The organism is Streptomyces sp. WMMC500, from assembly GCF_027497195.1.
Taxonomy (GTDB): Bacteria; Actinomycetota; Actinomycetes; order Streptomycetales; family Streptomycetaceae; genus Streptomyces.
On sequence record NZ_CP114905.1, the window covers coordinates 162,224 to 183,921 of the forward strand.

Genomic DNA, 21,698 nt, shown 5'->3' on the forward strand with positions numbered 1-21,698 from the left:
CGGCTCTCCCGCCGGCGGCCGACCGGTCAGCCTCCCCCGCCGCCGGCACCGTCCCGCGGCGGCAGGCTGCGGCGGCAGGGGCTGCTCGCGGGCACCTGGTGCCTCGACCCCGGCGAGACGCTCTCCCCGGGCCAGGCCGACGAGCTGACCCGGGTCGCCGCCGCGTACCCGTGGCTGACCGACGACGACCTCGTGAAGGAGCACCTGGATGACCGGCTCCGCTGACCCGGGCGGTACGCAGACCACCACCCGGGACCGGGTGGTGGTCTGCGTACCGCCCGCGCTGCGCGCGCAGTTCTTCACCGCCGGCGTGTGGCGGCGGCTGGCGGACGCCGCGGAGCTGACCGTGCTGGACGACCACGGTGACCGGGCGGCGCTGGCCGCCGCCCTGCCCGGGGCCCGGGCGCTGGTCACCGCATGGGGGGCGCCGCGGTTGGACGCCGGGCTCCTCTCGGTGGCCGACCGCCTCGAACTCCTCGCGCACACCGGCTCCGCCGTCGCCCCGTACGTCACCGAGGACGCCTTCCTGCGCGGCGTCACGGTCACGCAGGCCGGCGACGCGATGGCCCGGCCGGTGGCCGAGGTCGCGCTCGCCTTCACCCTCGCCCTGCTGCACCGGATCCACCGCTTCGACCACGCGATGCGCGGCGGCGCGGACTGGGAGAGCGCGGGGCAGGCGCCGCCGCGGCACGAGCTGGGTGCGAGCGCGGTGGGCGTCATCGGCGCGTCCCGCACGGGCCGCGCGTACATCGAGCTGGTCCGGGCGTGCGGCGCCCGGGTGGCGGTGACGGACCCGTATCTGCCGGAGGGGGAGGCGGCGGAGCTGGGGGTGCGGGTCCTGCCGCTGGACGAGTTGCTGCGCACCAGCCGGGTCGTCGCCGTGCACGCCCCGGCCACGGAGGCGACGAGGCGGCTGCTCGGCGCCCCGGAGCTGGCGCTGCTGCCGGACGGGGCGGGGCTGGTGAACACCGCGCGTTCCTGGCTCGTGGACGAGGACGCGCTGCTGGCGGAGCTGCGCACCGGTCGCATCGACGCGGCCCTGGACGTCTTCGACGCCGAGCCGCTGCCGGCCGGCCACCCGTTCCGGCGGCTGCCGAACGTGCTGCTGACCCCGCACCGGGCGGCGGGCACGAAGGAGTGCCACGAACGGCTCGGCGCGTCGGCGGTCGCCGAGGTGCTGCGGCTGCTGGCGGGCGAGGAGCCGCTGTACCCGGTGGACGCCACGGCGCTGACCCGGCTGTTCTGAACCGGGCCGGCGGGCCCTCGTAACTGCTTGACCGGGCTCCTGCGGCGGATGGCAGGATCCGGGCATGGAACCGCAGGTGCCCCCGCCGGAGCCGGACCTGCCCTGGCTCGGCCCGCCGATCGACGCCCGCCCGCTGTTCGCCCCCGAGCAGCGCGCGCTCCTGGCCACGCTGCACGCGCTCCGGCCGGACGACTGGCAGCGCGCGGCGGTGCCCGGCTGGACGGTGCACGACGTGGCGGCGCACCTGCTGGGCGACTTCTACGGCCGCCTCGCCCGCGAGCGCGACGGCCACACGGGCGGCCCGGCCCCCGCGCCGGGCGAGCCGCTGGCGGCGTTCATCCACCGCATCAACCAGGAGTGGGTGGATGCCCACGCCCGCGTCAGCCCCGCGTCCCTGACCGGCGCGCTCGAAGTGGCCGGCGCCGGAATCGCCGCCCACTTCACGGCCGACGCGCTGCGCGGCACTTCGCTGGGCGTGTCGTGGGCGGGCGCCGAGCCGGCCCCGCGCTGGCTCGACGTGGCGCGAGACTTCACCGAGTTCTGGACGCACCGGCAGCAGATCCGGCACGCCGCCGGGCTGCCCACCGACTCCGCGTCCGGTCCGCTGGCCGCGGTGCTCGACACCTTCATGCGCGCGCTGCCGCACACCCTGCGCGACACCGCCGCGCCGCCCGGGACGCGGGTCCGGATGGCGGTGACCGACCCGGCCGGCGCCTGGACGGCGACGGCAACCGGGCCGGCTCCGGAGAGTGGCACCCGCTGGTCCCTTGCCGCCCCGCACGGGGACGGCGAGCCGGACGCGCTGGTGCGGCTGGATGCGGAGACCGCCTGGCGGCTGTGCGTACGGGGCGTGGAGCCGGCGGCGGCCCTCGCCCGGGCCGAGGTCCGCGGCGACCGGGCCCTTGCCGAGGCCGCCTGCGGCATCGTGTCGATCATCCGCTGACCGGCGCCGCCGGCCTCATCACACTGAGTCAGTGAATACCATCTCTTGCCCCTTTTCTCATCGAATCTTCATCTGATTCCCAGTCGTTTCCGAGTCCCGGCCGCCTAGCCTCCGGCAGCGTGCCGAGAAAACTCCCCGCCCCGCGCTCCGCCGCGGCGTCCGCGGTCACGCTGGCCGTGCTCGCCGGCGCCGCGGCGTCCTCCGCTCCCGTCGCGGAGGGGGCCGCGGAGATCGCACGCGCTCCCCGCACGCTCTACGTCCACCACTCCCCCGGGGCCGCCGAGGCCGCCGCCCCGTCCCCGGACGAGGCCGTGACGAAGGCGCTGAAGGCGCTGCCGGAGGCGCCCGGGACGTACGACGTCGCGGTGGCGGATCTCGACACCGGCGCCCGGGCCACGTACGCCTCGGGCAAGGGAGCGTTCGACACCGCGAGCATCGTCAAGGTCGACATACTCGCCGCCCTGCTGCTGCAGGCCCAGGACGAGGGCAGAGCACTGAGCGCCGGGCAGGAGAAGCGGGCCGCGGCGATGATACGCAGCAGCGACAACGACGCCACCGACGCGCTCTGGGCCGAGATCGGCGGCGGCGCCGGCCTCGACGAGGCCAACCGCCGCCTCGGCCTGACCGGGACCGAGCCCGGTGACGGCGGCACCTGGGGACTGACGCAGACGACCGCGTCCGATCAGTTGGCGCTGCTCGAAGCGGTGTACGGCGACGGCGGCTCGCCGCTCAGCGACGACTCGCGCCACTACGTCGAGAAGCTGATGACCACGGTGGTCGGGGACCAGCGCTGGGGCGTGTCCGCGGCGGCGGACGACGCCGGCGAGGCGGCGCTGAAGAACGGCTGGCTGCCGCGCTCGGCGACCGGGCTGTGGGACGTCAACAGCATCGGCCGCGTCGAGCACCGCGGCCACACGCTCCTGGTCGCCGTCCTCTCCGACGGCCACGCCTCGTACCGCGCGGGGATCGACGTCGTCGAGAACGTCACGACGGCGGCGGCGAACGCGCTCCGTGACTGATCGGCCGCCACCCGCATCCGCGGGGCCGGCGCGGGCGGGTCCGCGCGGTCCGTATGCCGGAATTGCCGGGGGACGTGCACCTGTCCTTGCGGATGAATGTGCATCTGTACTTGCATCCAGAGGTCGATATCACTCACCATTGAACAACCGGCGCGTTCCAAGACGACATCACCGATCGGGGAATTGGCATGGCGGCAGCCTTCGGGGAGGGAGCCGAGGCTTCGGCTTTCGCCGCCTGCGCCCTCGACGCCCATCCCCGATCGATAGCCGAGGCCCGGCGCACGGTCCGCACCACGCTGCGTGACTGGGATCTCGCCGAGCTCACCGACAGCGTCGAGTGCGTCGTCTCCGAGCTGGTGACCAACGCCGTCCGCCACGGCGTGCCCGGCTGCCCGCCGTTGCCCGTCGCCGAGCCGCAGCCGGTGACGCTCACCCTCGTACGCCGCGGCGGCGAGGTCGTCTGTGCGGTCTTCGACCCGGGCGGGGGCGTGCCGGCGCCGTGCGAGGCGGAGGACGTCGCCGAGTCCGGGCGCGGCCTGCAGATAGTGGCGACACTCAGCGACGCGTGGGGCTGGAGTGCCCCGGGGCCGTTCGGCAAGGCCGTCTGGTCCCGGTTCACCGCGCCCGCCGGGACCGGCGGCCCGGCGGACGTGGACGCCGACGGGGACGGCGACCGGGACTGCGAGTGGCAGTCCTTCGCCCGCTGCCTGGCTCTGCTGGAGTCGCTCGTGCCCGGGCGCCTCGCCGTCCCCGCCCCGGCCGTCGCCTGACCGCCCGGCACCGGCCGGCCGCGCCCGTGCGGAACCTCCCGGCCGGTCCGCGCGTTCCCCCGCAGTGGCGCGCGGCCACCGGGACGAGGAGATGACGATGGCGGAACTGCGGCTCGGGCCGCTGCTGCGGTACGCCGACGACAGCCGCGCCACCGTCTGGGTCGAGACCGGCGGCCCGTGCGAGGCCCAGGTCCGCTGCGCGGACGGCGCCGGCGGCAGCGCCCGCACCTGGCAGGTCGGCGGCCACCACTACGCGCTGATCCCCGTGACCGGCCTGACGCCGGGCACCCCCGTCCCGTACCGCGTGCTCCTCGACGGCCACGAGGTCTGGCCGCTGCCCGGCGCCCCCGCGAGCACCATCCGCACCCCCCGCCCCGGTGCCGCGCTGCATGTGGCCTTCGGCTCCTGCCGCTGGGCGGCGAAGCCCGGCGGCGGCCACGACCCCGTCGGGCCCGACGCCCTCGACACCCTCTCGCGCCGGCTGGAGACCGAGCCGGACGCCGAGCGCCCCGACATCCTGCTCCTCCTCGGCGACCAGGTGTACGCGGACGAGACCTCCGCGGACACCCGCGCCTGGCTCGCCGGCCGCCGCGACCTCGACGCGCCGCCCGGCGACCAGATCGCGGACTACGAGGAGTACACCCGGCTGTACGACGAGTCCTGGCTCGATCCCGAGGTACGCCGGCTGCTGGCGTCCGTGCCCTCGTGCATGATCTTCGACGACCACGACGTCATCGACGACTGGAACACCTCCGCCTCCTGGCTGGAGTCGATCCGCGCCGAGCCCTGGTGGCGCGAGCGGATCCTCGGCGGGCTGATGTCGTACTGGGTCTACCAGCACCTCGGCAACCTCTCCCCCGACGAGCTGGCGGCCGACCCGCTCTACGCGGCCGTGCGCGAGGCCGGCGACGGCACACAGCCGCTGCGGGAGTTCGCCGAGCGCGCGGACGCCGACCCGGCCGCCGTGCGCTGGAGTTACCGCCGCGACCTGGGCCGCACCCGGCTGCTGATGGTGGACTCGCGCGCCGCGCGCGTGCTGGAGGAGAAGAGCCGCGCGCTGGTCGACCCGGACGAGATGGACTGGGTACGCCGGCAGGCGCTGGCCGACCCGGGCGCGTACGACCACCTCCTCATCGGCACGTCGCTGCCGTGGCTGCTGCCGCCCGCGGTGCACGACGCCGAGGGCTGGAACGCCGCGCTCTGCGCCGGTGAGCGCGGCGCGCGCTGGGCGCGGCTGGGCGAGAAGCTGCGCCGGCGGGCGGACCTGGAGCACTGGGCGGCCTTCCCGCGGTCCTTCGCCGAACTGGCGGACCTCATCGACGAGGTCGGCCGGGCCGACCAGGCGCCGGCCTCGGTGCTGGTGCTCTCCGGCGACGTGCACCACGCCTACGTGGCCGAGCCGCGATGGCCACAGGAGGAGCGGCCGGAGGGCCCGCGGCCGGTGGTCGCCCAGCTCACCTGCTCGCCGATGCACAACAGCGTCCCCGCCCCCATCAAGGCCGGCTTCCGCTTCGGCTGGAGCCGCGCCGGCCGGCTCCTCGGCCGCGTCCTCGCCCGGCACGGCCGGCTCGCCGCCCCGCCGATCGGCTGGCGCAAGACCGGCGGGCCGTGGTTCGGCAACCAGTTGATGACGCTCACTCTCGCGGGCCGCGACACCGCGCGGCTGCGGCTGGACCAGGCCCGCCAGGAGGACGGCGGCGCCCGGCTCGTCCGCGCGGACGAGCGCGAACTGCTGTAACGCCCCCCGCGCGGGCGGCAGTAGACCCGCCGCGGCACGTTCGCGTGCCGGGCCGGGCAACGGGCTGCGCGAGGCGTTCCCAGCCCGGGTGAACTTCGCTATCTTTCGGGGCCCGTAATCCAACTCTGCACGTCTACCGCATCCTTGTCACCGAAATATGGAACAAAACACCATGTCACGTGCGATATCGCTGGACGGCGTCACCAAGGTCTACGAGCGCGGCATCCGGGCCGTCGACCACTTCTCGCTCGACATCGAGCCCGGCGAGTTCGTGGTCCTGCTCGGCCCCTCCGGATGCGGCAAGTCCACCGTGCTGCGGATGATCGCCGGGCTGGAGTCCGTGACCGAGGGGCAGTTGCTGCTCGACGGCGAGGACGCGGCGGATCTGGCGCCGGGGCAGCGCGGCATGGCGATGGTGTTCCAGAACTTCGCGCTCTACCCGCGGATGACCAACCGCGACAACATCGGCTTCCCGCTGAAGCTGGAGGCCCGCGGCGACGTCGGCCCGCGGGTGGACGCCACCGCCCGGCTGCTGGGCATCGAGAACCTGCTCGACCGCTACCCCGCGCAGCTCTCCGGCGGCGAGCGCCAGCGCGTCGCGATCGGCCGGGCGATCTCGCGGGAGCCCACCGCGTTCCTCATGGACGAGCCGCTGTCCAACATCGACGCCAAGCTGCGCAACCACCTGCGCGCCGAAGTCGCGCGGCTCAACCGGGAGCTGGCGGTCACCACGGTCTACGTCACGCACGACCAGGCCGAGGCGATGTCGCTCGGCGACCGGATCGCCGTGATGCGCGACGGCGTGCTGCAGCAGGTGGACTCGCCGCGCGAGGCCTACGCGCTGCCGAAGAACATCTTCGTCGCCGCGTTCATCGGCACCCCGCGGATCAACCTCCTCGACGCCGTCGTGCACGCCCCGCTGCCGGGCGGGATGAGCATCGACCTCGGCCGGCAGAGCCTGGTGCTGCCGGATCCGCTCTCCCCCGACCACCAGATGCTCCGCATCCAGCAGGGCCGGCCGGTGATCGTCGGCCTGCGCTCCGAGGCCGTGCGGATCGCCCGGCCGTCGCTGGCGCGCGCCGGCGAGTGCGCGATGAGCGGGATCGTCGAGCACGTGGAGTACCTGGGCCACGAGGCGCTGCTGCACCTGAACACCGGCTCGCGCGCGGCTCGCGTACCGGCGCTGGAGGGACCCCGCACGGACACCGGGCCCGGCGGTCACCGCAAGAGCAAGGAGGGCACCGTCCTCGGACGGCTGCGCGACAGGGCGGTGGCCCATCTGCACGGCCTCGGCCAGTCCGACCCGGGCGACGGGACGGTGGGGGTGCTGGAGGCGCCCCCGATGCCGGCCGCGCCGCCGCAGAGCGCCGAGCGCGCGGCGATCGCCGGCGGCGACCTCGTCGTACGGACCGGGCCCGACGTCCGGGCCCGGCCCGGCACGCACCTGCCGCTGCTGATCGACCTGGAACACCTGTACGTCTTCGACCAGCAGGGCCGCCGCGTCTGCCCCGCGCCGGCGCACCAGCCCAAGCTGGACGAATGACGCGGGCCCACCCCACAGGACCCGCCCGCGGGAGCACGGCCGGCGCGGGGCGGCGACCGCTCCCCGGCCACTCGGGTGAGCGCGGAGCAAATCACCTGATTGCCGCTTTTATTCCGTAAATCTCACTGGCAGGCTGGCAAACGACCTCTGACGGCTCCGTCGCCCCTGGAGATTTCCGTGATCCTGTCGATCTCAGGCGTTGTCCTGCTGGGAGTCATCGTCTTCCTGTTCTTCCGCAAGGACGGGCTGAAGCCCTCCCATGCCATCGTCTGCGCCCTCTTCGGGTTCTACTTGGCGGGCACCGCGATCGCACCCAGCATCAAGGCCGGCGGGCAGAGCCTCGCCAGCCTGCTGGGCGGCATCAAGCTCTAGGCCGCCGGCCCGCCGGCGTCCCGCACCCAGGACTCGGAGACCCGACCCATGCGACGACCGTTCGCCCCGATGCCCGGCCGCGGGACGCCCCCCGAGACCCGCCGCCGCGAGCAGCCCGGGACGGCGGCGGGCGGCGCCGCGGACGTGCTGCGGCCGGTGATGGTGCCGGTCCGCGGGGCCGCCCGGCTCGTGCTCGCCGCCCGGCGGCACTGGAGCGCGACCCCGCCGGAGCGGCGGGGCCCGACCGCCTTCCTCGCCGGGGCCTGCCTGCTGCTGGTGTACCTGATGCCGTACGGACCGCCGGCCGCCGGCCTGGCGCTGCTGGTCGCGGCGGTGTGGGCCGGCCGCGACCGGGCCGGGGCGGGGCCCGCGGAGGCCGAGGACGAGGCGGCGCAGCGGCAGGAGCGGCTCGCGACGCTCTACGAGGCGCTGGTGCCGTACTTCTCCTCCCCCGACGACCCGCACCCCCTCTACGCCCACGGGGGCGACCTCGATCAGGTCTTCGGCGACGCGGAGTTCGACGGCGACGGCCGGCTGGCCGGGCTGCGGCTGCGCTACCCGCCCTACTTCCGCGACGGCGAGCCGGAGGCCCGGGCACGTATCGAGCAACTGCTCTACGCCAAATGCGGGCGCGGGCGGGAGTACCTCTTTGACTGGCACGAGGACGACAACCGCCTCGACCTCGCCGTCCTCGACCCGCTGCCAGGCGACATCGGGGCGCAGCGCTACGTCACGGCGCACGGCGAGTCGGTGCTCGGCTTCACCGACGCCGAGGGCGTGGCGCGGACGCTGCCGGTGCGCACGGAGACCGGCGACCGGGACGAGCCCCCGGTGCTGTGGCGCACCGGCCCCCGCTCCACGGAGCCGCACCTGCTCGCCCTCGGCCAGCCCGGTTCCGGCACCACGACCCTCCTGCGCTCGCTGGCCCTGCAGGCGCTGCCGCACGGCGAGGTGCTGGTGGTCGACGGCGGCTCCGCGGGCGAGTTCGGCTTCCTGGCGGGGCGGCCGGGGGTGCTGGGGGTGGAGTCCACGGCGACCGGCGCGCTGGCGCTGCTGCGCTGGGCGGCGCAGGAGACGGAGCGCCGGCTGCAGCGCCCCGCCGCCACCGCCGGGGGCGGCGCGGCGGGCGGTGGCCGGGCGGCGGGACCGCGGCCGCTGTGGATCGTCGTGGACCGGCCCGCGGCGCTGAGCCACCTGGCCGCCGCGGGCGGGCTCGAGGATCCGCAGCGGCTGCTGGAGGTGCCGCTGCGGCACGGCCGGGCGGCGAACGTCACCGTGGTGGTGGCGGACCAGTTCGACTGCGCCGCCTCGCTGGGGGCGGCCGTACGGGACCACACCCGAGCCCGCGTGGTGCTGGGACCCGCCTCGGCCGCGCAGGTCACCTCCGTGCTCGGCGCCCCGCCGCACACCACCCCGGTGTACGAGGTGCCGCCGGGGCGCGGCTACGTACGCCTCGGCCAGGGCCCGGTGCACCGGCTCCAGGTGCCCGCGACGCCGGACCCGCACCACCGCGAGACGCCGGAGGCGCTGCGGCGCGCGGTGCTGGAGCTGCTGCCGGAGCCGCCGCCGGACGCGGCCACGGCGGGCGCCGCCGCGACCCGCGCCGGCTGACGGCGCCCGGCCCGGCCGCGTCAGGCGATGAACGCCCCCGCCGGCTCCGCCGCAACGGGGCCGCGGCCCTCGGCCACGGCACGGGCCGCCGCCGCGAGCCGGCCGACCGCCTCCTCGGCGACCGCCCCGGTGACCGTGAACGGCAGGCGCACGTACCCCTCGAAGGCCCCGCCGACGCCGAACCGCGGCCCGGAGGGGATCCGCACCCCCACCCGCTCGCCCGCCTCGGCGATCCGCGAGCCGGAAAGACCGCCCGTGCGCACCCAGAGCGTCAGCCCGCCGTGCGGCACGGCGTACTCCCAGTCGGGCAGGTGGCGCCGCAGGGCGGCCACGATCGCGTCGCGGTTGGCGCGGGCCTGGGAGCGGCGCAGGCCGGTGGCCGCGGCCCAGCCACCGCCCTCCAGCAGCCAGGTGGTGGCCAGTTGCTCGACGACCGGCGAGCCGAGGTCGGCGTAGGCGCGGGCGGAGACGAGGCTGCGGATCACCTCGGGCGCGGCGCGCACCCAGCCGATACGCAGCCCGGCCCAGAACGCCTTGCTGGCCGAGCCGACGGTGACGACGGTGGAGCCCGCCGGGTCGTAGGAGGCGACGGGGCGCGGCGGCTCACCGGTGTCGTCCAGGCGCAGTTCGCTCATCGTCTCGTCCGCGACGACGACGGTGCCGGCCCGCCGGGCGGCGTCGACGAGCGCGCGGCGCTGGTCGTCGTCGGCCAGGGCGCCGGTGGGGTTGTGGTAGTCGGGGATGAGGTACGCGAGACGCGGGGCGGCGTCACGCAGGGTCTGCCGCCAGGTCTCGACGTCCCAGCCGGTCAGCCCCTCGCCCATGGCCACGGGCACCAGCCGGGCACCGTCCTCGCGCATGAGCTGCAGGATGTTGGCGTAGCTCGGCGAGTCCACGGCGATGCGCTCGCCGCGGCCCGCGAACAGCCGGCACAGGGCGATCATCGCACCCATGGCCCCGGTCGTGATCATGATCTGCTCGGGCATCGTCGGCACCCCGCGGGCGGTGTACCGCTCGGCGATGGCCGCGCGCAGGCCGGGCAGCCCCGCGGGGTAGTCCCCGTGGGTGTGGGCGTAGAGCGGGAGTTGCTCCAGGGCGCCGTGCATGGCGCGGGTGAGCCAGGGCTCGGGGGCGGGCAGCGCGGCGCACCCGAGGTCGATCATCGAGCCGGTGGCGTCCGGCGGCAGCGGCTCCAGGCCGCGGGTGGGCAGCGGATGCCCGGCCGGTACGGAGGTCCAGCTTCCGGCGCCGCGGCGGGATTCGAGGAAGCCGGCCGCGCGCAGATGCTCGTACGCCGCGGCGATGGTGGTGCGGCTGACGCTCAGGGCGGCGGCCAGCTCGCGCTCGGCGGGGAGCCGGGTGGCCACCGGAACACGCCCTTCGAGCACCAGCAGCCGCACGCCGTCGGCCAGCGAGCGGTACGCGGGCACGCGGCGGCCGGCCCGGTCGAGGGCCACGGCGCCCGCGCTCTCCTGCGACCGCAGCAGCCGCGCGAGCTGAACCGCACCGACGGCCGATGTCCATTCCGCCATGAAACCAGGCCACCTTTCCCCGATTGGCCATATCACCCCTGCAAGTCCAGTCCACATAGTGGCACGCAGCCATCCAACAGGACCAGAGGGGAGCCAGTCTTGTCGCGCTGGAGGGGATCTCGTACGGGCCGCAGGCTCACGCACCTGTACGTCGGCCTGACGCTGTACGGGCTGAGCTGCGCGCTGATGGTGCGCGCCGGAGTGGGCCTCGACCCGTGGGACACGTTCCACCAGGGGCTGGGCGAGCAGACGGGGTGGTCGATGGGGGTCGCCACGATCGTGGTCGGCGCGGCCGTGCTGCTGCTCTGGATCCCGATCCGGCAGCGCCCGGGGCTCGGCACCGTCTCCAACGTGGTGGTGATCGGCGTCGCCATGGACGCCTCGCTCGCCGTACTGCCCGACGTGCACGCGCTCGGCCTGCAGGTCGCCCAGATGCTCGCGGGCGTCGCCCTCAACGGCGTGGCCACCGGCCTGTACCTGTCCGCCCGCTACGGCCCCGGCCCCCGCGACGGGCTGATGACCGGCCTGCACCGGCGCACCGGCCTGTCCGTCCGGCTGGTGCGCACCCTGATCGAGATCGCCGTGCTGGCCTCCGGCTGGACGCTCGGCGGGGCGGTCGGCGCCGGCACGGTCGTCTACGCCCTGGCGATCGGCCCGCTGGCCCAGTTCTTCATGCGCGTCTTCGCGATCCCGGAACCGGCGCCGGCCGAGCCGGAGCCCGTCGACGGCCCGGAGTGTGACGCGACACCCGCGAGGTGAATTATGTGCCGCCCGGCGCGGAGCGGTAGTGTACGCCTCCGGCTCGGCAGGCGGACCGTTACAGCATGCAGTGAGATGAAATCAGTCGGTGACATCTCCGTCACACGTGACAAAGCGGACTCCTGTGGGTAGAAGCAATGGGGCGGCACGACGGGCGACGCGTGTCCCGGAACGGGAATCTTCATCGCCGACCGGACGTTGACCGGATGACGACGACAGCGACACCTGTCCTGTGGGCGACAAGCCCGGGAGGCAACGATTCATGAGTGAGCGAGCTCTACGCGGCACGCGACTCGTGGTGACCAGCTACGAGACGGACCGCGGCATCGACCTGGCCCCGCGCCAGGCGGTGGAGTACGCATGCCAGAACGGCCATCGGTTCGAGATGCCGTTCTCGGTCGAAGCGGAGATCCCGCCGGAGTGGGAGTGCAAGACGTGCGGCGCGCAGGCGCTGCTCGTCGACGGCGAGGGACCCGAGGAGAAGAAGGTCAAGCCTGCCCGGACGCACTGGGACATGCTCATGGAGCGGCGCACCCGCGACGAGCTCGAAGAGGTCCTGGCCGAGCGGCTCGCGGTGCTGCGCTCCGGCGCGATGAACATCGCCGTGCATCCGCGCGACAGCCGCAAGTCGGCCTGAGACGCGGCGCGGCTTTCGGACGTACGGCACCCGGAAGGGCCCGTCCCCGTGCGGGGACGGGCCCTTCCGGGTGCCCGGAAACGGACGGTGGGCGGCGCGCGGTGACCGCCGCGCGGTGCTTCAGCGCCCCGGCGGCCGGTCCTCGTCGTCTTCCCGTATCACCTCGCCCTGGACGACCTTGCCGTCCGGGCGGTGGATACGCGCCTGCGTGTACGCCTGGCCCAGGTCCTGCCCGGCGGCCGACCGCTCGATCATCCGGGTCAGCCGCCGACGCACCAGCCCGCGCACCGGCGGCAGCAGCAGAAGCAGCCCCGCGGCGTCCGTGACCAGGCCCGGGACCATGATCAGCAGGCCGGCGAGCATCGTCAGCCCGTTACCCGAGCCGCGCCCGCGGTCCGCCTCCGGATCCGGCGCGGCACCGCTCTGCTGCCGCTGCACCTGCTCGGCGAGCGACCGCCAGGCGCGCCTGCCCGCGCGCTTGATGACGACCGAGCCCAGGATCAGCCCGCCCACGAGCACCGCGAAGACGCCCAGGACGCCGATCTCGGAGCCGATCACGATCAGCAGCCACAGCTCCAGCAGCGCCCAGGCGGCGACGCCCAGGGGTGCCAGGGTGCGCGCGAGCGAGCGGCGGCGGCGCGGCCGCCGGCCGCGGCCCTCGCCGGGGCCTGCGCGGCGGCCGGAGCCCGGGCCCGCGCCCCGGTCGTCGGAGCCTGCCGGGTCCTCGTACGGCTGCGGAATGCGATCGCTCATGACTCAAGTGTGCCTGCGGCCGAGAATCCGCCCCAGCCGGGACCGTACGCCCCAGGCCGGTACCCGCCACGCCGCCTCGGCGAAGATGTCCTTGCTCATCTTGGAGTCGCCGCGCTCGCGTTCGACGAAGGTGATCGGGACCTCCACGACGTGGTAGCCGGCGTCGGCCACCCGCCGGGCCAGGTCCACCTGGAAGCAGTACCCCTGCGAGGCGATGTTCTCCAGCCCGATGCCCTCCAGCGTCTCCCGGCGGAACGCGCGGTACCCCCCGGTGACATCCCGGATGCGCAGCCCGAGCCAGATCCGCGAGTACGCGCTGCCGCCGCGGGAGATGAACTCCCGGGACCTGGGCCAGTTGACGACCCGGCCGCCGGGCACCCACCGGGAGCCGAGCACCAGGTCGGCGCCCTTGAGCGCGGTGAGCAGCCGGGGCAGTTCCTCCGGCCGGTGCGAGCCGTCGGCGTCCATCTCGACCAGCACGCCGTAGTCCCGCTCAAGGCCCCAGCCGAAGCCGGCGAGGTAGGCGGCGCCCAGGCCCTCCTTGCCCGCCCGGTGCAGCACGTGGACGTGCGCGTCGTCGGCGCTCAGCTCGTCGGCGAGCTTCCCGGTGCCGTCCGGGCTGTTGTCGTCGACGACCAGGACGTCGGCGTCTGGCACCGCTTCCCGCACCCTGGAGACGATCGACTCGAGGTTCAGGGCCTCGTTGTACGTCGGGATGATCACCAGGATGCCGCCCAGCGGGCCGTAGCGCCCCTGAACCCCGTCTGTCACTGCCGTCCCTTCCGCAATACCCGCTCTGGCCGTCCTCGCGCGCACACGGCCGCGCGGGACGGGACGCCCACCATAGCCAGAGTCCACTGCGGTCCGGCACCGAGGCGGTCCGCAACGGTACCCCGGGGACGGCGCACGGGGCTCCCCCGGGAAGGGAACGCGGGTGCTTCTCCGGGAAAGAGCCGGGAAGGAGCCGGGAAGGGAAAGGGTGCGAAGGCCCGTGGAGCCGTGCCCGCCCGCCGGCCGTGCCGCTGCGGATCGGGCCCGGCGCCCTTCGGTCCGACCTGGGACCCGCTGGCTGCGGATCGACCGAGGGCCGTTGTCTACTGAGCGTCCGGGCCCCACCCGGGGTCACACCAGCCCGACGGATGCCATCCTCCCTCGCCCCCGTGCCGGAGTCCTGGACCTGGCTGCCTGCGATGGGGCGCCGGTGCGGCACACCATCCGTGGCCCAGAGCGTTCCACGACTGCGCGGAGGTGATCCGGCCGGACGTCCTGTGGTGGACTCGGCCGAAACTACCCGCCGTTGCCCGTTGCGTGTCAACAGCCGTGTCACCTGTGGCGTTTTGCCGAAGCGGCTGGTCAGTCCCGAAATCAGGCCGCGGTCCCGCGCCCGGGACGGCCTACTTTCGGCCGATCGAAGATCGTTAACTCACCCGATCGGCCCCGCATGGACGGTGTTTCCGGCCACGACGGTACGCAGGCACACGGGCAGTTCGGCGCCGGGCGTGAGGTCGGGCAGACCCGGGGTGCCGGAGCGCGGGTCGGTCGACCAGTTCGCGATGCGCTCGTCGGGCACCTGTACGACGAGGTCGCCGGCCGCCCAGACGGCGTAGTCGGCGGGCGCGCCGGGCACGAGCACGCCGGCGTCGTCGCGGCCGACGGCCCGCCAGCCGCCGCGGGTGTGGGCGGTGAACGCGGCACGGGCCGAGATGCGGTGCTCCGGCGTGCGGTGGAAGGCGGCCGCCTGGACGGTCCGCCAGGGGTCGAGCTGGGTCACCGGGGCGTCGGAGCCGAGGGCGAGCGGCACGCCGGCGCGCAGGAGGGCCGCGTACGGGTTGAGGGTCCGCGCCCGCTCCGTCCCGAGCCGGCGCGCGTACATGCCCTCCTCGCCGCCCCAGGCGGCGTCGAACGCCGGCTGCACGGAGGCCGTGAGCGCCAGCTCCGCGAACCCGGCGACCGTCTGCGGGGTCAGCATCTCCGCGTGCTCCACGCGGTGCCGCAGCGCCCGTACGCGGTCCAGGCCGACCCGCTCCGCCGCGGCCCGCACGCCGTCGACCACGGCGGCGACGGCGGCGTCCCCGATGGCGTGGAAGCCCGCCTGGAGCCCCGCCTCGGTGCAGGCGGTGACGTGGGCGGCGACGGCCGCGGCGTCGAGGTAGCCGTTGCCGCGGTGCCCGGGGCGGTCGGCGTACGGCTGCGTCAGGTGGGCGGTGCGGGAGCCGAGGGAGCCGTCGGCGCAGAAGTCCCCGGCCGCCCCGAAAGCACCCAGTTCGCGAAGGCGCCGGGCGTCCTCGGGGCCGGCGACGGCCTCGCCCCAGTAGCCGGTCACCCGCGGCCCCGGCCGCTCGGCGGCCATCGCGAGGAGGGCGGCGAAGTCGTCCTCGCCGCTGATGTCGGGCCCGGCACACTCGTGGACGGAGCCGATGCCGACGGCCGCGGCCCGGTCGAGTGCGGCGCCCTGCGCGGCGGCGCGCTGCGCGGGCGACATGGCGGCGTACGCGGCGCGGCGTACGGCGTGGTGGGCGTCGCGGGTCAGGGGCTCACCGCCGGCGTAGCCGTCGCGGCCGGCGATGCCGGGCACCAGATCGAGCAGGGCGGTGGTGACGGCCGCGGAGTGCACGTCGACGCGGGTGAGGTAGAGCGGCCGGCCGCCGGTGGCCTCGTCCAGCTCGGCGCGGGTCGGGGGGCGCCCCTCGGGCCAGCCGGTCTCGTCGTACCCCTGGCCGATCAGCACCCGGTCCGCGGGGCGGGCCGCGGCGTGTGCGCGGATCCGGGCGAGGGCGTCGGCCAGCCCGGTGGCGCCGGACAGGTCGAGGCCGGTCAGCGCCAGGCCGGTGGCGGTCAGATGCACGTGCGCGTCGGTGAACGCGGGCGTGACGAGGGCGCCTTCGAGGTGGACGACCTCGTCGACGCCGCCGCCGTCGGCGAAGCCGTCGGCCGCGCCCTCGGAGCCCACCCAGGCGACCCGGTCGCCCTCGACGACCATGGCGGTGGCGAACGGGTCGGCGGGGCTGAGCACGGTGCCGCCGCGCAGCAGCACGGTGCGGCGCGCGGCACCCGCACGGTCCCGCGCGGCGGCGGGGTCGGCGGGGCGGACGGAGGGGCTCTCGGCGGTCACGGCTGCGGTGCCTCGGATTCGGATCGGGGGGCGCCGCGCCGTCAGAAGCGCGGCGGCCTGGCTTCGTACGGTGTGGAGAGCACGACCGTCGTGCGGGTGGAGACACCGGCGAGGGAGCGGATGCGGGCGAGCAGGTCCTCCAGCTCCGCCGGGGCGGCTACGCGCACCTTGAGGATGTAGTTCTCCTCCCCCGCCACGCTGTGGCACGCCTCGATCTCGGGGACTTCGGCGAGCCGGTCGGCGATGTCGTCGGGGGCGCTGGGGTCGAAGGGCTTGACCGAGATGAACGCGGTCATCGGCAGTCCTATGGCCTCCGGGTCGACGATGGCACCGTAGCCGCGGATCACGCCGCGCTGCTCCAGCCGCCGGACCCGCTGGTGCACGGCCGAGGTGGACAGGCCGGTGGCCTTGCCCAGATCCGTATAGCTCATGCGCCCGTCCCTGACGAGCAGCTCCACGATGTGCCTGTCCAACTCCTCCACAACGCATCAACCTACTGCGTTTGCGGCGGTCAGGTACATCCGGGGCCGCTGGGGCGGCCGGGGAGGGCGCCGTCGGGGGCGCGTACGGCGCGCGGGGTGGTGTGTGACGAAGGCCACAGTTCATCCGGGAGCGAGGGCGACCCCGCGGACGATTATTCGGATGACAGCGAGGGAAATCCTTGCTGTGGTCGAGACCACCACGTGACCGTCCAGGTGGCCAACCCGAGGGGGAGCAGCATGCGCCGTTCCGAGCATGTCGAGCTCGTCGAGCCTGATGCCGTCGACGACGAGGAGGACGGCGGTTACGCCGAGACCTCGCTGATCTTCCGGGTGCTCTGCCCGGACTGCGTCCAGCCCATCGCGCTGCTGGAGGGCGAGGACGTGCTCCCCGAGCACGCCCGCGTCACGCCCGCGAACCCGTTCGGCCTGACCGTGTGCACCGGCTCCGGCAGCCCGCTGTCGGCCGCGGTGCCGCAGGACGCGCGTCTGGACGCGCGCGCCGAGGACCCGGCGGCCCTGCTCACGCTGCCCGAGGGCCTCGACTGGCGCCGCCAGCCCTTCTCGCACGTCGGCGGCCCGGGGAACGAGCCGGCGCGGCGGCGGCTGCCGGGGATGCGCCGGCGCGGGTAACGCCCCCGCCCGGTCCCGCGGCACCCGCCCGCGTCCCGGTCCCGCCCCGCGCCCGCGACGCCGTACGAACCGGGCCTAGCCCCGGTCCGCCTCGGCGCCCAGCAGGTGCCGCGCGACGACCACGCGCTGGATCTGGTTGGTGCCCTCCACGATCTGCAGCACCTTCGCCTCGCGCATGTAGCGCTCCGCGGGGAAGTCCGCCGTGTAGCCGTAGCCGCCGAGCACCTGCACCGCGTCGGTGGTCACCCGCATCGCCGCGTCCGTGCAGAACAGCTTGGCCATGGCGGCCTCCTGGGCGAAGGCCAGGCCCGCGTCGCGCCGCCGCGCGGCGGCGAGGTACAGCGCGCGCCCGGCCGCGATCTGCGTCGCCATGTCGGCGAGCATGAAGCGCAGCCCCTGGAAGTCGGCGACGGGCCGGCCGAACTGCTGCCGCTCCAGGGCGTATCCGTGCGCCGTGTCCAGTGCCCCCTGCGCCACCCCGACCGCGCACGCCGCGATGCCCAGCCGGCCGGAGTCGAGGGCGTCGAGCGCGATGGCGAAGCCCTGCCCCTCCTCGCCGATGCGGCGCGCGTCGGGGATCCGTACCCCGTCGAAGTGCACCAGGCCGGTGGGCGAGCCCTTCATGCCCATCTTCCTCTCCGGCGGCGCGGCGGCGAGCCCGGGGGCGTCGCCGGGGACGAGGAAGGCGGTGATGCCGCCGGGGCCGGGGCCGCCGGTGCGGGCGAGGACGGTGTAGAAGTCGGCGACGCCCGCGTGGGTGATCCACGCCTTGGTGCCGTCCAGGGTCCAGGTGTCGCCGTCGCGTACGGCCCGGGTGGTCAGGGCGGCGGCGTCGGAGCCCGAGGCGGGCTCGGAGAGGCAGTACGCACCGAGGAGGCCGCCGCCGAGGATGGCCGGAAGGAACTCCTTGCGCTGTCCCTCGGTGCCGTAGCCGGCGACCGCGTGGCTGGCGAGGGTGTGCACGGAGGTGCCGAGGCCGACGGTCAGCCGGGCGGCGGCGAGTTCCTCCAGCACCTGCAGATAGACCGCGTACGGCTGCTCTCCGCCGCCGTACTCGGCCGCGTAGGGCAGTGCGAGCAGGCCCGACTGCGACAGGGTGGTGAACAACTCGCGGGGGAAGCGGCCCGCTTCCTCTTCCTCGGCCGCCACCGGGGCGATCTCCCGCCGGACCAGCTCGCGGACGAGGGCCAGCAGGTCGCGCGACTCCTCGGTGGGGAGCTCGCGTTCCACGGGCTGCGGACCACGTACGGCCATGCGGTGCACTCCTCTTCGCCGGGCGCGCGTACGGCGCTGTCGACAGCGGCGCCGCCCGGGATGGGGCGGCTCCGCCCGTTGTGTTACTGCAGCCCGATGCTGCCCCGCCGGGTTACGGCGGGCCGGCATGTCCGGCTGCGGTGAAGGGGAGTATGCCCGATCGGCGGTACGCCGAGACAAACGGGGTGCGCACCGATCCGGCCAGTTCGCGGGGCGGGTTCCGGGATGTCAGGGGCCGGGGGAACCGCCCGGGGGCGCCAGCCCGGCGAGCAGCTCGTCGTAGCCGGCCTTGACGCGGGCGACGCTCATGCCGCCGACGCGGCGCTGGTAGCCGTAGAGGTTGGCGGCCAGCGGCGCGAGCAGGGCGTCGGCGAGCCAGCGCACGTCGGCCTCCGGCCGGATCCGGCCGAGGAGCAGCGCGAGATGCTGCTGGTACAGCTCGTACGAGCCCTCGGCGAACCGGGCGTCGGCGGAGTCCATCTCGGCCACGAGCAGCAGCCCGAGCTGGTCCTCGGTGCGGTCGACCAGGGCGTGCAGGAAGGCGCGGATGCGCTCCGGCGCGCCGGCGCCCGGTCCGAGCGGCGGCGGGCCTTTCAGGAACGCCGTCTGGAACTGCACCTCGCGGTCGTCGATGACCGCGTACGCGAGTCCCGCGCGGTCGCCGAAGCGGCGGTAGACGGTGCCGACGCCGACCCCCGCGGTCTTGGCCACCTCGTCCATGGACAGCGCCTCGGGACCCCGCTCGGCGACCATCGCGGCCGCGGCGGCGAGGATCCTGCGGCGGTTCTGCGCGGCGTCCGCGCGCTCCGCCGGCGGGCCGCCGATCACGGGCAGCTCGGTGCGGGCCGGGCGTGGCCGGCCGGTCGCCTCGTCGTGTGTCACCCGCGCTCCTTCCCGTCCGGAGGATAGCGAAGGGGAGAGTTCTCCGGTTCCCGCTGGCCATCCGGAGAGTTCTCCGGTTACTCTTCGAAGAGGTCAACCGGAGAGCTCTCCGGATGTTGAAGGGAGCAGTCATGACATCGCTTGCGGGCCGGACGGCCCTGGTCACCGGCGGCAGCCGCGGCATCGGCGCCGCGATCGTGCGGCGGCTCGCCGAGGAGGGTGCCGACGTGGCGATGACGTACCACCGCTCGCCCGAACGGGCGGCGGAGGTGATACGCGCCGTGGAGAAGGCCGGCCGGCGGGGCCTGGCCATCCCGGCCGACGCCGCCGACCCCGACGCCGTCGTCGCCGCGGTGGACCGCGCCGCGGAAGAGCTGGGCCGGCTGGACATCCTGGTGAACAACGCGGGCATCGCACCGTACGGGCCGCTGGCCGAGGTGCGCCGGGAGGACGTGGACGCGGCGCTCGCCATCCACGTCCGCGCTACCTTCCTCGCCTCCCAGGCCGCCGCCCGGCACCTCGGCCCCGGCGGGCGGATCATCAGCATCGGCAGCAGCTTCGCCGAGCGCGTGCCGATACCGGGCTGGACGCTCTACGCCGCCAGCAAGTCCGCGCTGACCGGCCTCACCCGCGGGCTCGCCCGCGACCTGGGCCCGCGGGGCGTCTGCGTCACCGTCGTCCACCCCGGCGACACCGACACGGAGATGAACCCCGCCGACTCGCCCGACGCCGACGCCGCCCGCGCCATCAGCGCGCTGGGCCGCTACGGCCGGCCCGAGGACGTCGCCGCCACCGTGGCCCACCTCGCCGGTCCCGGCGGCGCGCAGATCACCGGGGCGGCGATCGCCGTCGACGGCGGCTTCGCCGCGTAGCGGGTCCGCCCGCGGCGCCGCGCGCCCGCCCTCGTACCGCCGAACGACCGACCCGGGAGACACCGTGCCCTGGATATTCCTGCTGATCGCCGCGGGCCTCGAACTCGTCTGGGCCACCGCCCTGAAGCACTCCGACGGCCTCACCCGCCTCTGGCCCACGACGATCGGGCTGGTGATGGCCATGGTGAGCGTCGTCGTGCTGACGATGGCGCTGCGCAGCCTGCCCGTGGGCACGGCGTACGCCGTCTGGGTCGGGCTGGGCTCGCTGGGGGTGGCCGCCGTGGGCATCCTCGCGATGGGCGAGAGCGCGTCGCCGGCGCGGCTGGCGTGCCTGGGGCTGATCCTCGCGGGCGTCATCGGCCTGAAGTTCGTCGAGGGCTGAGCAAGGCCCCGGGCGCGCGGCGGAACCCCGTGGGTGCGCCGGGAGTTGGCCCGGCATGGGTAACGTCGTGCCGTATCTGGTCGTGTTCGGCTGCCTCGCCGCGGTGATGGGCTTCTTCACCTGGCTCAAGGATGTCGTACGCCGCCGCGGGCTCGCCGGCTCGGCCGTGCAGGGTGCGCTGGCCGCGTGCGAGGAGGCGATACGCATCACCTCGCACGACTCGTATCACGAGGTGCGCGCGGCGGCGGACCGCCAGGCGCCGGTCGCGGCCCCCGGCGACCCGTTCCGGCCGGGCGGCGCCGTGGGCGGGCCGCGGCGGTCGACGGCCGGGCTGCCGAAGCGACGCCGGGGCGGGCTGCGGCGCCGGTTCCGGTTCCTGTTCCGGCGATAGGCCGATGGGGACCTCCGGACCACGCGCCAGGGCACGGGAAACCGGCGTGCGGCCGGGGGCCGCGGTCGTCTACGTTCTGAGCGTGACCCCGTCCGTGCCCGAATCCGCTGCGTCCGCGGCCGCCCGCGCCTCCGGCCCTGAGCCGCGCTTCCGCGCCGCGGAGGCGGCCGACGCGCCGGCCGTCGCCGCGCTGCACGCGGCCAGTTGGCGCCGCCACTACCGGGGCGCCTACGCCGACGCCTTCCTCGACGGCGACGTCGTCGCCGACCGCGAGACCGTCTGGGCCGCGCGCCTCGCGGGCGGGCGGGGTGAACACGGGGAGAGCGGGCGGCTGACGTACGTCTGCGAGGCCGACGGTGCGGTCGTGGGGTTCGTGCACGCCGTCCTGGACGAGCACCCCCGCTGGGGCGCGCTGGTGGACAACCTGCACGTCGCGCACGGCAGTCAGCGGCGCGGCATCGGCGCCCGGCTGATGCGGCTTGCCGCCCAAGGCGTCGCCGGGGCCGCGCCGGGGTCGGGGCTGCACCTGTGGGTGCTGGAGCAGAACGCGCGTGCGCAGTCCTTCTACGCCGCGCTCGGCGGTACCCGGACGGAGCGCGCCCTCGTCCCGCCGCCCGGTGGCGACCCTTCCCGGCTCGCCGGCTCCCCGGCCTGCCTGCGCTACGTCTGGCCGGCCGGCGCCGCGCTGTTCCGCGGCTGACCTGCCCGAGGGGGGCGGCCGGGCCCGTACGCGGCGGGACCCGCCCCCTTGCGGCGGGCGGGTCCTCGAG

22 protein-coding genes and 1 pseudogene are annotated in these 21,698 nt (G+C 75.3%); 16 read left to right on the top strand and 7 right to left on the bottom strand.

Going from position 1 to position 21,698, the window contains the following annotated elements; all coding sequences use genetic code 11:
• Nucleotides 1–66 precede the first annotated feature (66 nt).
• The 9 genes and pseudogenes from O7599_RS00690 to O7599_RS00730 form a co-directional block, all read left to right on the top strand.
• Nucleotides 67–225 (top strand): annotated as a pseudogene (locus tag O7599_RS00690) (dihydrodipicolinate synthase family protein); the annotation flags it as partial.
• Nucleotides 209–1,246: a hydroxyacid dehydrogenase gene (locus O7599_RS00695; protein ID WP_281620070.1), complete on the top strand. Its 1,038-nt coding sequence runs from the start codon at nucleotides 209–211 to the stop codon at nucleotides 1,244–1,246. The pseudogene O7599_RS00690 and the gene O7599_RS00695, both read left to right, overlap by 17 nt.
• Before the next feature lie 64 nt (nucleotides 1,247–1,310).
• Nucleotides 1,311–2,189 carry a maleylpyruvate isomerase family mycothiol-dependent enzyme gene (locus O7599_RS00700; RefSeq protein WP_281620071.1) on the top strand — a complete coding sequence of 293 codons (879 nt, stop codon included), beginning with the start codon at nucleotides 1,311–1,313 and terminating at the stop codon, nucleotides 2,187–2,189.
• Between the two features lie 119 nt (nucleotides 2,190–2,308).
• Complete coding sequence (locus O7599_RS00705) at nucleotides 2,309–3,208, top strand: serine hydrolase (RefSeq protein ID WP_281620072.1); 900 nt, start codon at nucleotides 2,309–2,311, stop codon at nucleotides 3,206–3,208.
• Nucleotides 3,209–3,396: 188 nt separating this feature from the next.
• Complete coding sequence (locus O7599_RS00710) at nucleotides 3,397–3,978, top strand: ATP-binding protein (protein WP_281620073.1); 582 nt, start codon at nucleotides 3,397–3,399, stop codon at nucleotides 3,976–3,978.
• 97 nt (nucleotides 3,979–4,075) lie between these two features.
• Nucleotides 4,076–5,716, top strand: coding sequence for an alkaline phosphatase D family protein (locus O7599_RS00715; protein WP_281620074.1), 1,641 nt, complete (start codon nucleotides 4,076–4,078; stop codon nucleotides 5,714–5,716).
• A 172-nt stretch (nucleotides 5,717–5,888) separates the two neighbouring features.
• Entirely contained in the window at nucleotides 5,889–7,259 is a 1,371-nt protein-coding gene (locus O7599_RS00720) for an ABC transporter ATP-binding protein (RefSeq protein WP_281620075.1), read from the top strand.
• A 177-nt stretch (nucleotides 7,260–7,436) separates the two neighbouring features.
• Nucleotides 7,437–7,631 carry a hypothetical protein gene (locus O7599_RS00725; protein WP_018835487.1) on the top strand — a complete coding sequence of 65 codons (195 nt, stop codon included), beginning with the start codon at nucleotides 7,437–7,439 and terminating at the stop codon, nucleotides 7,629–7,631.
• A gap of 48 nt (nucleotides 7,632–7,679) precedes the next feature.
• The gene (locus O7599_RS00730; RefSeq protein ID WP_281620076.1) at nucleotides 7,680–9,242 is read left to right on the top strand and encodes a hypothetical protein; all 1,563 of its coding nucleotides are present in this window, start codon (nucleotides 7,680–7,682) and stop codon (nucleotides 9,240–9,242) included.
• A 20-nt stretch (nucleotides 9,243–9,262) separates the two neighbouring features.
• On the opposite strand, the gene O7599_RS00735 is transcribed toward O7599_RS00730, so the two are convergent.
• Nucleotides 9,263–10,774, bottom strand: a complete 1,512-nt coding sequence (locus O7599_RS00735; RefSeq protein ID WP_281620077.1) for a PLP-dependent aminotransferase family protein — start codon at nucleotides 10,772–10,774, stop codon at nucleotides 9,263–9,265.
• Nucleotides 10,775–10,873: 99 nt separating this feature from the next.
• Between O7599_RS00735 and O7599_RS00740 the strand changes: the two genes are divergently transcribed.
• Nucleotides 10,874–11,533, top strand: a complete 660-nt coding sequence (locus O7599_RS00740) for a hypothetical protein (protein ID WP_281620078.1) — start codon at nucleotides 10,874–10,876, stop codon at nucleotides 11,531–11,533.
• A gap of 262 nt (nucleotides 11,534–11,795) precedes the next feature.
• Nucleotides 11,796–12,170, top strand: coding sequence for an RNA polymerase-binding protein RbpA (locus O7599_RS00745; RefSeq protein WP_026276152.1), 375 nt, complete (start codon nucleotides 11,796–11,798; stop codon nucleotides 12,168–12,170).
• 120 nt (nucleotides 12,171–12,290) lie between these two features.
• Here the strand turns inward: O7599_RS00745 and fxsA are convergent, their stop codons facing one another.
• From fxsA to O7599_RS00765, 4 genes are all read right to left on the bottom strand, one after another.
• Nucleotides 12,291–12,923 carry an FxsA family membrane protein gene (gene fxsA, locus O7599_RS00750; protein WP_281620079.1) on the bottom strand — a complete coding sequence of 211 codons (633 nt, stop codon included), beginning with the start codon at nucleotides 12,921–12,923 and terminating at the stop codon, nucleotides 12,291–12,293.
• A gap of 3 nt (nucleotides 12,924–12,926) precedes the next feature.
• The gene (locus tag O7599_RS00755) at nucleotides 12,927–13,694 is read right to left on the bottom strand and encodes a polyprenol monophosphomannose synthase (protein ID WP_281620080.1); all 768 of its coding nucleotides are present in this window, start codon (nucleotides 13,692–13,694) and stop codon (nucleotides 12,927–12,929) included.
• A gap of 652 nt (nucleotides 13,695–14,346) precedes the next feature.
• Nucleotides 14,347–16,035, bottom strand: coding sequence for an amidohydrolase family protein (locus tag O7599_RS00760; protein WP_281620081.1), 1,689 nt, complete (start codon nucleotides 16,033–16,035; stop codon nucleotides 14,347–14,349).
• 41 nt (nucleotides 16,036–16,076) lie between these two features.
• The gene (locus O7599_RS00765) at nucleotides 16,077–16,517 is read right to left on the bottom strand and encodes an Lrp/AsnC family transcriptional regulator (protein WP_281620082.1); all 441 of its coding nucleotides are present in this window, start codon (nucleotides 16,515–16,517) and stop codon (nucleotides 16,077–16,079) included.
• A gap of 237 nt (nucleotides 16,518–16,754) precedes the next feature.
• On the opposite strand from O7599_RS00765, the gene O7599_RS00770 reads away from it, so the two are divergent.
• Nucleotides 16,755–17,147, top strand: coding sequence for a hypothetical protein (locus O7599_RS00770; RefSeq protein WP_281620083.1), 393 nt, complete (start codon nucleotides 16,755–16,757; stop codon nucleotides 17,145–17,147).
• 75 nt (nucleotides 17,148–17,222) lie between these two features.
• Here O7599_RS00770 and O7599_RS00775 read toward each other — a convergent pair whose 3' ends face one another.
• Together O7599_RS00775 and O7599_RS00780 are read right to left on the bottom strand one after the other, a co-directional pair.
• Nucleotides 17,223–18,401: an acyl-CoA dehydrogenase family protein gene (locus O7599_RS00775; RefSeq protein WP_281620084.1), complete on the bottom strand. Its 1,179-nt coding sequence runs from the start codon at nucleotides 18,399–18,401 to the stop codon at nucleotides 17,223–17,225.
• A 228-nt stretch (nucleotides 18,402–18,629) separates the two neighbouring features.
• Nucleotides 18,630–19,283 carry a TetR/AcrR family transcriptional regulator gene (locus tag O7599_RS00780; RefSeq protein WP_281620085.1) on the bottom strand — a complete coding sequence of 218 codons (654 nt, stop codon included), beginning with the start codon at nucleotides 19,281–19,283 and terminating at the stop codon, nucleotides 18,630–18,632.
• A gap of 131 nt (nucleotides 19,284–19,414) precedes the next feature.
• Here O7599_RS00780 and O7599_RS00785 point away from each other — a divergent pair, with 131 nt between their 5' ends.
• The 4 genes from O7599_RS00785 (at nucleotide 19,415) to O7599_RS00800 (ending at nucleotide 21,628) form a co-directional block, all read left to right on the top strand.
• Nucleotides 19,415–20,155 (top strand): SDR family oxidoreductase, encoded by a 741-nt coding sequence (locus O7599_RS00785; protein WP_281620086.1) that lies wholly within the window; start codon nucleotides 19,415–19,417, stop codon nucleotides 20,153–20,155.
• Between the two features lie 64 nt (nucleotides 20,156–20,219).
• Nucleotides 20,220–20,537 carry a multidrug efflux SMR transporter gene (locus O7599_RS00790; RefSeq protein WP_281620087.1) on the top strand — a complete coding sequence of 106 codons (318 nt, stop codon included), beginning with the start codon at nucleotides 20,220–20,222 and terminating at the stop codon, nucleotides 20,535–20,537.
• Nucleotides 20,538–20,592: 55 nt separating this feature from the next.
• Nucleotides 20,593–20,928, top strand: a complete 336-nt coding sequence (locus O7599_RS00795) for a hypothetical protein (RefSeq protein ID WP_281620088.1) — start codon at nucleotides 20,593–20,595, stop codon at nucleotides 20,926–20,928.
• 82 nt (nucleotides 20,929–21,010) lie between these two features.
• On the top strand, nucleotides 21,011–21,628 hold the full coding sequence (locus tag O7599_RS00800) for a GNAT family N-acetyltransferase (RefSeq protein ID WP_281620089.1): 618 nt from the start codon (nucleotides 21,011–21,013) through the stop codon (nucleotides 21,626–21,628).
• The last annotated feature ends 70 nt before the right edge of the window (nucleotides 21,629–21,698 follow it).

What these genes read in the sequence shown, in the direction of transcription:
- O7599_RS00695 (WP_281620070.1), top strand. Translation starts at nt 209, where the DNA reads ATGACCGGCTCCGCTGACCCGGGCGGTACGCAGACCACCACCCGGGAC.
- O7599_RS00700 (WP_281620071.1), top strand. Translation starts at nt 1,311, where the DNA reads ATGGAACCGCAGGTGCCCCCGCCGGAGCCGGACCTGCCCTGGCTCGGC.
- O7599_RS00710 (WP_281620073.1), top strand. Translation starts at nt 3,397, where the DNA reads ATGGCGGCAGCCTTCGGGGAGGGAGCCGAGGCTTCGGCTTTCGCCGCC.
- O7599_RS00715 (WP_281620074.1), top strand. Translation starts at nt 4,076, where the DNA reads ATGGCGGAACTGCGGCTCGGGCCGCTGCTGCGGTACGCCGACGACAGC.
- O7599_RS00720 (WP_281620075.1), top strand. Translation starts at nt 5,889, where the DNA reads ATGTCACGTGCGATATCGCTGGACGGCGTCACCAAGGTCTACGAGCGC.
- O7599_RS00730 (WP_281620076.1), top strand. Translation starts at nt 7,680, where the DNA reads ATGCGACGACCGTTCGCCCCGATGCCCGGCCGCGGGACGCCCCCCGAG.
- O7599_RS00735 (WP_281620077.1), bottom strand. Translation starts at nt 10,774, where the DNA reads ATGGCGGAATGGACATCGGCCGTCGGTGCGGTTCAGCTCGCGCGGCTG.
- O7599_RS00745 (WP_026276152.1), top strand. Translation starts at nt 11,796, where the DNA reads ATGAGTGAGCGAGCTCTACGCGGCACGCGACTCGTGGTGACCAGCTAC.
- fxsA (WP_281620079.1), bottom strand. Translation starts at nt 12,923, where the DNA reads ATGAGCGATCGCATTCCGCAGCCGTACGAGGACCCGGCAGGCTCCGAC.
- O7599_RS00770 (WP_281620083.1), top strand. Translation starts at nt 16,755, where the DNA reads ATGCGCCGTTCCGAGCATGTCGAGCTCGTCGAGCCTGATGCCGTCGAC.
- O7599_RS00775 (WP_281620084.1), bottom strand. Translation starts at nt 18,401, where the DNA reads ATGGCCGTACGTGGTCCGCAGCCCGTGGAACGCGAGCTCCCCACCGAG.
- O7599_RS00785 (WP_281620086.1), top strand. Translation starts at nt 19,415, where the DNA reads ATGACATCGCTTGCGGGCCGGACGGCCCTGGTCACCGGCGGCAGCCGC.
- O7599_RS00795 (WP_281620088.1), top strand. Translation starts at nt 20,593, where the DNA reads ATGGGTAACGTCGTGCCGTATCTGGTCGTGTTCGGCTGCCTCGCCGCG.